Origin of the sequence: uncultured Ilumatobacter sp. (assembly GCF_963980585.1) — a bacterium.
GTDB lineage: Bacteria > Actinomycetota > Acidimicrobiia > Acidimicrobiales > Ilumatobacteraceae > Ilumatobacter_A.
On sequence record NZ_CAXCAM010000031.1, the window covers coordinates 20128 to 30498 of the forward strand.

The window sequence follows — 10371 nt, forward strand, 5'->3', positions numbered from 1 at the left end:
TTCTCGCCGGGGCGCGGGCCGGTCGGAGAGGATCCCGCTGCAGGGGTACGGTCAGTGACGGTGAGCGAACCGATGGTTGATCCGAACGCGATGCCCGAACCGGGACGCGACGCTTGGATGGCCGTCGGGGTGACGACCTTGGTCTTCTTCCTCGTCGTGATCGATGTCGCCGCGGTCAACGTTGCGTTCCCGTCAATTCGTGATGACTTTGAGGTATCAGACGCGACGTTGGGGTGGGTGATCTCCGGTTACAACATCACCGTTGCGTCGTTGCTCATGGTGGCCGGTCGTTACGCCGACAGCCTCGGACGCAAACGGCTCTTTCTTCCCGGTGTGGCCATTTTCATGCTCGGGTCGATGCTGTCTGGTCTGGCACCGAGCGCAGGGCTGCTGATTGCGGCGCGCGTCGTGCAGGGCGTCGGAGGTGCGATTATTTCGCCGACGGCAATCGCTGTGGTGCTCCCTGCGTTTCCGGCGCACAAGCGGTCCACGGTCATTGGAATCACCGGAGCGACGGGAGCATTGGGCGCAGTTGCCGGACCGGCGCTGGGCGCGTTCATCACCGACGCGTGGTCATGGCGAGGGATTTTTCTCATCAACGTGCCGCTCTGTCTCATCGTGCTGGCGATTGCGCCGAAGCTGCTGACCGAGTCCAAGGACCCGGCCGCAACCGGTCGTGTTGACCTGCTCGGCGTGCCGTTGGGAACGGCCGGTGTTGCAGCGGTCATGTTCGCGATCGTGCGGTCCGAGTCGGCTGGCCTCACGGACCCCACCACCGTCGCGTTGTTCATCGTCGGCATCGCCCTGATCGCGGCGTTGGTCCGTCGCTCTGCTCATCAGGACGAACCTCTGATCGAACTCGACTTGTTCAGGCATCGATCGTTTTCGAGTACAAATCTCGGCTTAGCGTTCTACTCGATGGCCTTCACCTCGGGCTTCTTGGTCAACTCTCTGCTCCTGCAGGAGCTGTGGGGCCAGTCGTTGGTCACGACCGGCGCGGCGTTGATGCTCAGCCCGCTCATTGCCGCGGCGGTGTCGCCGTTTGCCGGGAGGTGGGCCGATCGTGTCGGCCATCGCTGGATTCTCACGGTCGGCAGCCTCTGCTGTGCTGCCGGCTACCTCGGGTATCGACTCGTGCTCACGGGCGAGCCGGCGGTGTGGAATCGATTTGTGCCGATGTCCGTGCTGGTTGGAATCGGTGTCGGGGCCACGATCGCCACTTGGGCGAGCGCTGGGCTGGCGGACGTTGAGCCCGCCAAGTTCGGGACGTCCAACGCGATGATTCGAACGACGCAGCAGGTGTTCTACGCCTTGGGTATCTCGGTCGCGATCGCCATCATCTCCAGAGGGGCTGGCGACACGGTCGTTGCCAACTATCACCTGGCGTGGTGGTTCGTCAGCGGCTGCTACGCAGTGAGCGCGCTCGTCGTGGCGATGACGTTCCCGTCGGGATCGAGTCGAAGCCGCGTGGCCTGATCGGCGGGTTTTGATGCGAATTGCATCGGCCGCGCTCGCACCTAGCCTGAAGCCTCGATGGAACGTCTCATCATTGCCGCAGTGCTCATCGCCGTTGTGGGTGTCGTTGCCCTGGTCAGTCGGCAGCGGCGGACCGCCGACGCCCCCACCCAGCGCGAGTACAACGTGCCACAACAACTCGACCGCGCCGACTTCGTCCGTCCCGATGCGCCATGGTTGGTGGCGGTCTTCAGTTCAGCGACGTGCGACGTGTGTGCGGGCGTGGCCGAGCGGGCCGCGATCCTCGAATCCAGTGAAGTGGCTGTTGCTGTCGTCGAGTACGGCGATGCACGAGCGCTGCACGAAAAGTACAAGATCGATGCCGTGCCGACGCTCGTCGTGAGCGATGCACAAGGCGTCACTCGCAAGCACTTTCTCGGCCCGGTCAATGCCACCGATATGTGGGCAGCTGTGGCCGAAGCCCGGGAACCGGGTTCAGCGCCTGGGCACTGACTGGCGTTGTGCGTCACTCGGCGTTGTCTGAGCGACGGCTCGTCCCGACCCCGCCGTCACTGAGGTGTTGAGCGGACGGGGACGTTGTCGGGAAGGCCCTGCTGAATCAGTCGGGCGACCTCGGGGCCGTCGATTGTTTCGTGCTCAAGCAGTGCTTCGGCGATGAGTTCGAGGCCTTTCGCGTGCTGGCGAATGATCTCAGTTGCACGCGTTTCCTGGTCGGTCAGCACGCGCGCGATCTCTTCGTCGATCAGCTTCGCGGTGTCGTCGGAGTACTCGCGGCCTGAGGACATGAGGTCGTCGCCGAGGAAGGTGGCCTGCTGGCTGCTCCAGGCTTGCGGGCCGACGCGGTCACTCATGCCCCATTCGCGCACCATGCGGCGAGCAATTCCCGTGGCCTGTTCCAAGTCGTTGGCTGCACCGGAGTTGAGATGTCCGAACACGATCATTTCGGCGACGCGGCCGCCCATTGCCTTGCAAATGGTGTCCTCGAAGTACTCCTTCGAATACGTGTGACGCTCCTGCGGAAGCGACCAGGTAACGCCGAGGGCCATGCCTCGGGGCAAGATCGTGACCTTGTGGAGTGGGTCGCCGTGGGGGAGCACCGTCGCGAGGAGCGCGTGGCCACCTTCATGGAACGCTGTGGCCTTCTTCTCTTCGGCGCTGAGGATCATTGACTCGCGGCGGGCGCCGAGCATGACGCGGTCTCGGGCATTCTCGAAGTCGATTCGCTCGATCTGCTTGCTGTTGCGACGAACTGCGACGAGTGCAGCTTCGTTGACGAGGTTGGCGAGGTCGGCACCCGACATGCCCGGTGTGGCCTGGGCCATCGTGTCCATGTCGACGTCGGGCCCCATCTGCTTGTCGCGACTGTGGACCTCAAGGATTGCTTTGCGCTCGCTCCACTCGGGCAGCGGGACGATGATCTGACGATCGAAACGACCGGGGCGCAGCAACGCTGGGTCGAGGATGTCGGGGCGGTTGGTGGCTGCCAAGATGACGATGCCCTCGGTCGCTTCGAAGCCGTCCATCTCGGCGAGCATCTGGTTGAGCGTCTGCTCACGTTCATCGTGGCCGCCACCCATGCCGGCACCGCGCTTGCGGCCGATCGAGTCGATCTCGTCGACGAAGATGATGGCCTTGCCCATGCGCTTGGCCTGCTGGAAGAGGTCACGGACGCGGCTTGCGCCGACACCGACAAACATCTCCATGAAGTCGGAGCCGGTGACGCTGAGGAAGCCGACGCCCGCTTCTCCGGCGACTGCTCGAGCGAACAGGGTCTTGCCCGTGCCCGGAGGACCCACGAGGAGGATTCCCTTGGGCACGCGTGCACCGATCTCATGGAAACGCTCGGGCATCCGCAGGAAGTCGACAACCTCGGTGATTTCCTGCTTGACGCCGGCGTATCCGGCGATGTCGTCGAACGTGGTCGATGGACGGCTGGAGTCGTAAGCCTTCGCCTTGCTCTTGCCGATCGACATCACGCCACCCATTTGGCCCTGGGCACGGCGCTGCATCCAGACAAAGAACAACACGATGAGGCCCAATGGGAGCATGATCGACAACAGCCCGAACAACCAGTTGTTGCTCGGCGGGATGAACTTGAATTTGACGTTGTTCTCGAGCATCAAGGCTTCGTCAGCCTCCGACACGCCGCGCTCACCGCCACCCGAGGTGTTGTAATTGTCTTCGTTGGTGAACTCGCCGGTGATCTTGCCGCTGCCGGTGTTGATCTCAGCGGTGGCGATGTTGCCGTCGATGACTTGCTCGCGCCACTCGGAGTATTCGAGTGATTCGCCGTTGTTGCTGGGCCATAACGTCGGCACGAGGATGACAGCAGCCAGCACGCCGATCATTGCCCAGATCGTCCACTTCGGCCATGTGCCTGGCCCTTTGGGAGTGGAGCCGTCCGGATTCAGATCATTGCCCGAGCCGTTGTTCGGCGACTTGTTCGAGTTGGCGTCCTTGTTGCTCTTCTGCTGGCCGCGGCCGCGGCCAGGAGGCGGCGGGGGCGGAGGAGGGGGCAGGTTGCTCATTGCGCCATGATACGGCAGGACAGCGGTCATGCCAGATCGTGGTGTGCGACAGGATGCACACCGACGCGAAACGTTCGCGAAAGGCGGCTCCTCATCCCACCTCACCAAGGGTGACGGTTTGCCGTTGTGAACGCAGCATCCACGCGCGTGACGCGCGAAGTTTCGCGCGAGGGGTGACCATCCACCACTGAGCGGGCTGCTCGTTCTACGATTTTCTCATGACGTCACGTGCAGCAGTTGGGGCTCGCAAACTCACCAATCACTACACCGGCGAACACGTTCGTCCGGCCGTTGCAGTGATCTCCAATCGTCAGTGCACGCGCACCGGCTGTTCTGAGCGTGCCGAAGTGACGCTCACCTACGACTACGGGCAATCCCGCGCCTGGCTCGAGGTGCTGTCGGCCGAGCGCGATCCGCATACCTACGACATGTGTGCGCGTCATGCTGAGCGCCTGTCGGTGCCGTCCGGCTGGCACCTCGACGATCGCCGGCCGTCCCGGCATCTCGACCTCGTCGCTTCCTGACAGCGGCCAGCTGCGCCGGTCCCGGCGTTGCGAGAAGCCTTGATTGTGCAGGCTCAACTTCGTCGCCGAGCCCCTTGGCCCCAACGAATCGTGAGCGGCCGCCAGAGGACCGAATGACGAAACTTCCGGACAGCGCAGACATGACGCGGCCGCAGAAGTCCGAGGACGGTGCGGCGCAGTTAGCGTTTCGGCGATGACTGGACCGGTGCAGCCCTCCGCTGGGGGATTCGGTGTGCGCGATGCGATCCATCCGGCCGAATCGTCGCCGCCCATCGATGCCAAGACCGCGGTGTTCGCCTTCATCGCCGCGTGGTTCGCCGCACAGGTGCTGTCGGTCATCATGCTCGGCGTCTTCGGTGAGACCGGGGGATCGGACACGCCGATTGGGGTTCTGGCCGTGGTGTTGTGTGCCGCGTGGTTTGCCTACGTCAGCGGCATGTGGATCGTGTCGGCTCGTCACGGCACCGCCGACCCCGTCGAGGACTTCGGTATTCGGGTCTTGCCGATTGATCTGCTCGGACTGGGCATCGGCGTGCTTGCCCAGCTCGTGGTCATCCGCGTCGTGTATCTGCCGCTCGGGGCCCTGTGGCCAGGGACGTTCGCCGATGACGAGTTGCGGCGAAATGCGGAGGGGCTCGTCGACCGAGCCTCAGGTGTGACCACCGTCGTGCTCTTTGTCCTGGTCGTGTTTGGTGCGCCGATCGTCGAAGAACTCTTCTACCGCGGGCTGCTCCAACGCTCGCTACTTGCTCGCTTCAATCACGTGGTCGTCGTCGTTGGCGTCGCGGCCTTGTTTGCCGCCATCCACCTCCGCCCAATCGAGTACCCGGGACTCTTTGTCTTCGGCCTGATTGTCGGTGTGGCCGCGATGCTCACCGGACGTTTGGGCATGTCGATCATGGCGCACATCGGGTTCAACCTGACCGGATTGTTGCTCGTGCTGTGAACAATTGCGAGCTGCCACCTCGGTCGGCGTCGTCTTTGTCAGAATGGACACCCTGTATGACGATCACCTGCGACTGCATCGCGGCGAATGCCGCTCGAACTGGTGACCGAGCCAGATGACTGACGACATGACGACGCGTCGGCACGACGACGCTGGCGATGAGCCGCAACAAGATGTTGGTCCCGATCGGATCGGGGCGGGACCGGGCGCAGACGGTGAAGCTGCCGACGAAGTCGAGTTCGACGACCTCGACATCCAACTCGACCATCAGCTGCGAGACGACGGCGTGCAGCGCATTGACTCACGCGATCGCCAAGTGGCAGAAGACGTTGACGAGACGTTGATCGTCGACGATGTGGTCAGCGACAGCTTGGTCGCCGACCCAATCGTTCCGACGCTGGCGCATCGCATCGGCCAGCGGATCGTCCGGCGCCCACTCGCCTGGTGGAACCGAGAGTGGACCAACGAACGGGTGGCGCGGGTGCTGGTCACATCGGCGACGCTCGTCACGACCACGGTCGTGATGATGCTGATCGTCCATTTCAATCCACTGTCGCCCAGTCGTGATTTGTTGCTCGACAACACGACACCCACCGGGGGCGACATGGGTGCCCACGTTTGGGCCCCTGCGTTCCTTCGAGATCACTTTCTCCCGAACTTCCAGCTCAGCGGTTGGAGCATGGACTGGTATGGCGGGCTTCCGCTCTATCGCTTCTACATGGTCATTCCCGCCCTCGCAATCGTGGCGCTTGATGCCGTTCCGTTCGTCGCCTACGGCGTTGCGTTCAAGATCGTCGCTGCATCTGGGCTGTTGACGTTCCCGCTGGCCTGCTGGGCGTTTGGTCGCCTCGCCAACTTCCGTCACCCGATCCCCGAACTGTTTGCGTTCGGCGGGCTGTGTTTCCTGCTCGATGAAAGCTTCGAAATTTACGGCGGCAACGTCAAGTCGACAATGGCCGGCGAGTATTCGTTCTCGATCGCGCTCACGCTGGCCGTTCTCGGTCTTGGGCTCCTCGCGCACGGCCTGCGCACTGGCCGGTTCCGGGTGTGGACCGCCGTGGTGCTGTCGCTTGCCGCGGTGTCGCACGGCATCGTGCTGATCTTCGTTGCGGTCGCGGCAATCGTCATGTCGCTGGTGTGGATGGACAGCAAACGCGCCTGGTACGCGGTGTCGACCGGCGTCACGACCCTGCTGCTCTCCGCGTGGTGGGTCGGTCCCTTCCTGTTCGGGCACGAGTTCATGACCGACATGAAGTACGGATTCAGGCCGAGCGGTTCGAGCGACTCGTTCTGGGACATGTTCTTCCCGCTCACCACCGGCCTCGACATCTTGATCACGACGCTGGCCATCATCGGCTTTGCGGCGATGATCGTGCGACGGAACCTGACCGGCGTTGCGCTCGGCATCATTACCTTGCTGTTTGTCGTCGGGGTCTACATCGCACGCGACAGCCTGCCGGGCATCGGCCTGCTGTGGAACCCTCGCCTGCTTCCATTCATCTATCTCCTCAGGTATTTCCTGATGATGATCGGTGCCCTCGAAGTGATCACCTGGATGATCAACCTGGCCCGTCAGCGAATGGCAGATCGGGAACTGAATTCATATGAATCAGCGTTTGCCGCCGGTGCGATCGGCCTCAGCTGCCTCACCGTGTTCGGCTTCATGTATGAGACCTTGCCGTTCGACGGCCGTGTGGTGGTGACCGCAGGAACCGACGACACTGCCGCTACCACCACCTATGCGTGGGGGCCGATCCAGAAGTCACCCGACGCCGGCCGCGCAGTAGCCGACGGATGGACTCGCTACAACTGGGGCGGGTACGAGGCGCGGACACAGTTCCCTGAGTACCACGCGGTCGTCACCGAGATGACCGACATTGGAGAGACCAACGGCTGCGGCCGAGCGCTCTGGGAGAACAACGCCGACAACGGTCAATACGGCACGACGATGGCCTTGATGCTGCTGCCGCACTGGACAGATGGCTGTATCGGCTCGATGGAGGGCCTCTTCTTCGAGGCCTCTGGCACCACGCCGTACCACTTCATCACTGCCGCGGCGGTCTCTGAAAGCTCGTCGAATCCTGTGCGCGAGTTGCGATACGTCAACAACAATGCCGAGGTTGGGGTGCAGCACATGCTTGACCTCGGCGTCCGATACCTCATGGTCCGCACGGACCCGGCGAAGGCCGAAGCGTCACAACAGGACGAACTGCGGTTCATCACCACCTCCGCTCCGTGGGACATCTACGAGTTGATCGGTTCCAATATCGTCGAACCGCTGAGCGTGCAGCCGGTGGTCGTCAACGAACGTGCGGGCGACCAGCGAGAACGCAACCTCGAACTGGGCACCAGCTGGTTCCAGCGTCAGGACGATTGGGCCGCGATCCCCGCCGACAGCGGGCCCGACGACTGGCAGCGTATTGACGTCGAGATTGACATGGATGTTCGCGTCGGCGAACCGGGGGAGCGCAGCCGAAACGTCGACTACGTCCTGCCGGTGCAAGAGATCGAACCGGTGGCGTTGCCCCAGATCAAGGTGTCCGACGTTCAAATTGGGCAGCAGTCTGTCGAGTTCAGCGTTGACCAGATCGGCGTGCCGGTCCTGGTACGCGTGAGCTACTTCCCGAACTGGGCCGTGAGCGGCGCAGACGGTCCGTATCGAGTGTCGCCCAACCACATGGTGGTCGTGCCGACAAGTACTGATGTGCGCATGGAGTACCAGAAGACAAGCCTTGACTGGTTCTTCTACGGCCTCACCGTGCTCGGCATTGGGCTGTGTTTCTTCTGGCGGCGTCGGGGTGATCTGCAGTTCGCCGGCGAGTTCCCAAGCTGGGGATCGAACGGCACCGGCAACGACCTCCATGGCGACGACGTCGACGGCAGTTTGACTGGCGAGGTGGCTGTCGTCCCGGACGTCTGGGCGCCTTCTCGTCCGATGGATGAAGTACCGGATCCGACACCGATGTACTTGCCGAACCCGCTCGCTGACTCAAGTGAGCCGGGCGGCGCATCTGACCTGCTCATTGACACTCAGCCCAGCGATGTTCCCAACCCGTTGGGGGTCGATGACGGCGATGGCGTCGCCAGGTCACCCCAGCCGCCATCGGATTGACCGTCAAGCATCGGTAGCCTCGCCCGGGTCTATGTCAGTACTCGACCAGGTCGTCAAGGCGTACGACATCCGCGGCACGGTTCCCGATCAGCTCAACGCTGACGTGGCCCACGCCCTCGGAGTCGGGTTCGCCATCCACATCCGCCAGGCCAGTACTGCAGAGCAGGTGGTCATTGCTCGCGACATGCGGCCCTCCGGCCCGCAATTCGTTGAAGCGTTCTCGCGAGGGCTGCTCGATCAAGGCCTTGACGTGGTCGATATCGGACTTGGGTCAACCGACATGATGTATTACGCGTCGGGCATTCTCGATGCGCCAGGAGCGATGTTCACCGCATCCCACAACCCCGCCGGATACAACGGCGTCAAGCTGTGCATGGCGGGGGCTCGGCCCGTCGGCGTCGACACTGGGCTGCTCGACGTCAAGCGGGTCGCCGCCGAAGTACTCGACGGAACGACGCCGAGGCCCGCAGCGCGCGCAGGCACGCGAGTCGAGCGCAACGTCCTCGACGATTTTGCCGAGCACGTGCTCACGTTCGTCGATCTCGACGACATTGGGCCGATGAAGGTCGTTGCCGACACCGCCAACGGCATGGGCGGCCTGGTCGTTCCTGCCGTGTTTGAACGGCTGGCCAACGTCGAACTTGAGGTCATGTACCCCGAACTCGACGGAACTTTCCCAAATCATCCTGCCGATCCGCTGCAACCAGCCAATCAGCGCGACCTGCGGGCGCGCGTCACGAGCGGTGGATTTGACATCGGGCTGGCCTTCGACGGTGACGCTGACCGCGTGTTCGTCGTCGACGAGCAGGGTGAGGGGATGAGCGGTTCGACCACGACTGCGTTGTTGGCGGTCGCTGCTCTGCGCCAAAACCCTGGCGCGTCGATTCTGCACAACCTGATCTGCTCGCGGGCCGTCCCCGAAGTTGTGCGCGAGCACGGTGGCGTGCCGATTCGGACAAAGGTCGGGCATTCCTTCATCAAGCAGGTGATGGCAGATACAGGAGCGGTCTTCGGTGGTGAGCACTCGGCGCACTACTACTTCGCGCGCAACTACAACGCCGATAGCGGACTGATTGCATCACTCGTGGTAATGGCCGAAGCAGGCCGGAGTGGCGTTCCGCTCTCAGAGGTCCGCCGCCCCTACGAGCGCTACTCGGCAAGCGGAGAGATAAATACCGAGGTCGATGACGCGTTGGCCGTGATCGAACGTGTCAGCGGCGAATACGCCGAATGTGAGCAGGATCGACTCGATGGGCTCACCGTCAACTGTGGCGAGTGGTGGTTCAATCTCCGGCCGTCCAACACAGAGCCGCTGCTGCGGTTGAATCTTGAGGCTGCAGACCGCGACTCGTGCGACGACCGCGTGGCAGCGCTACTGGGCTCGATCACGGCCTGAGTTTCGTTCCGACCCTCTGGTGGGTGGCCCGAAGCCGTTGGTCCTGAAGAGCTGAAAATTGGTCGGTTCGGCGTCTACGCTGCAGAAATGTCACTGTCACTCGCGTTGCTGGAAATCTTGGCCTGTCCCGAAGACAAGGGGCCCCTGTACTACATCGAGTCTGAGTCGATGCTCTACAACCCGCGGCTCTCTCGGTCGTATGAAATTCGCGATGACATTCCGGTGATGTTGATCGACGAGGCCGTGGCCGTCGACGATGCTGAGCACGGTCGATTGATGGCCATCGTTGCCGAGCAATCGATCGAGCCGACGTTCCCGGCGGGTTGACGACCGAAATATTGTCGAATTCGCTCAAGTTCGGCCCTGGCCCCGTCGATGAGGACAACGAG

Annotated in this window: 8 protein-coding genes; 7 read left to right on the top strand and 1 reads right to left on the bottom strand. The window is 62.8% G+C overall.

Going from position 1 to position 10371, the window contains the following annotated elements; translation table 11 throughout:
- Positions 1 to 60: 60 nt before the first annotated feature.
- Positions 61 to 1476: an MFS transporter gene (locus ACH2DW_RS10835; protein ID WP_394929763.1), complete on the top strand. Its 1416-nt coding sequence runs from the start codon at positions 61 to 63 to the stop codon at positions 1474 to 1476.
- Between the two features lie 57 nt (positions 1477 to 1533).
- Positions 1534 to 1968: a hypothetical protein gene (locus tag ACH2DW_RS10840; protein ID WP_394929764.1), complete on the top strand. Its 435-nt coding sequence runs from the start codon at positions 1534 to 1536 to the stop codon at positions 1966 to 1968.
- 56 nt (positions 1969 to 2024) lie between these two features.
- Here the strand turns inward: ACH2DW_RS10840 and ftsH are convergent, their stop codons facing one another.
- Complete coding sequence (gene ftsH / locus ACH2DW_RS10845) at positions 2025 to 4004, bottom strand: ATP-dependent zinc metalloprotease FtsH (RefSeq protein WP_394929765.1); 1980 nt, start codon at positions 4002 to 4004, stop codon at positions 2025 to 2027.
- A 218-nt stretch (positions 4005 to 4222) separates the two neighbouring features.
- Between ftsH and ACH2DW_RS10850 the strand changes: the two genes are divergently transcribed.
- From ACH2DW_RS10850 to ACH2DW_RS10870, 5 genes are all read left to right on the top strand, one after another.
- Positions 4223 to 4528: a DUF3499 family protein gene (locus ACH2DW_RS10850; RefSeq protein WP_394929766.1), complete on the top strand. Its 306-nt coding sequence runs from the start codon at positions 4223 to 4225 to the stop codon at positions 4526 to 4528.
- A gap of 193 nt (positions 4529 to 4721) precedes the next feature.
- The gene (locus tag ACH2DW_RS10855; protein ID WP_394929767.1) at positions 4722 to 5474 is read left to right on the top strand and encodes a CPBP family intramembrane glutamic endopeptidase; all 753 of its coding nucleotides are present in this window, start codon (positions 4722 to 4724) and stop codon (positions 5472 to 5474) included.
- Between the two features lie 115 nt (positions 5475 to 5589).
- Positions 5590 to 8586 (top strand): hypothetical protein, encoded by a 2997-nt coding sequence (locus tag ACH2DW_RS10860; protein ID WP_394929768.1) that lies wholly within the window; start codon positions 5590 to 5592, stop codon positions 8584 to 8586.
- Between the two features lie 31 nt (positions 8587 to 8617).
- Positions 8618 to 9982 (top strand): phosphomannomutase/phosphoglucomutase, encoded by a 1365-nt coding sequence (gene manB, locus ACH2DW_RS10865; protein ID WP_394929769.1) that lies wholly within the window; start codon positions 8618 to 8620, stop codon positions 9980 to 9982.
- A gap of 87 nt (positions 9983 to 10069) precedes the next feature.
- Positions 10070 to 10309: a Trm112 family protein gene (locus ACH2DW_RS10870; RefSeq protein ID WP_394929770.1), complete on the top strand. Its 240-nt coding sequence runs from the start codon at positions 10070 to 10072 to the stop codon at positions 10307 to 10309.
- Positions 10310 to 10371: the final 62 nt, after the last annotated feature.

Excerpts from the sequence above, each read along its gene's own strand:
- ACH2DW_RS10840 (WP_394929764.1), top strand. The coding sequence starts at position 1,534 with ATGGAACGTCTCATCATTGCCGCAGTGCTCATCGCCGTTGTGGGTGTC.
- ftsH (WP_394929765.1), bottom strand. The coding sequence starts at position 4,004 with ATGAGCAACCTGCCCCCTCCTCCGCCCCCGCCGCCTCCTGGCCGCGGC.
- ACH2DW_RS10850 (WP_394929766.1), top strand. The coding sequence starts at position 4,223 with ATGACGTCACGTGCAGCAGTTGGGGCTCGCAAACTCACCAATCACTAC.
- ACH2DW_RS10855 (WP_394929767.1), top strand. The coding sequence starts at position 4,722 with ATGACTGGACCGGTGCAGCCCTCCGCTGGGGGATTCGGTGTGCGCGAT.
- ACH2DW_RS10860 (WP_394929768.1), top strand. The coding sequence starts at position 5,590 with ATGACTGACGACATGACGACGCGTCGGCACGACGACGCTGGCGATGAG.
- manB (WP_394929769.1), top strand. The coding sequence starts at position 8,618 with ATGTCAGTACTCGACCAGGTCGTCAAGGCGTACGACATCCGCGGCACG.
- ACH2DW_RS10870 (WP_394929770.1), top strand. The coding sequence starts at position 10,070 with ATGTCACTGTCACTCGCGTTGCTGGAAATCTTGGCCTGTCCCGAAGAC.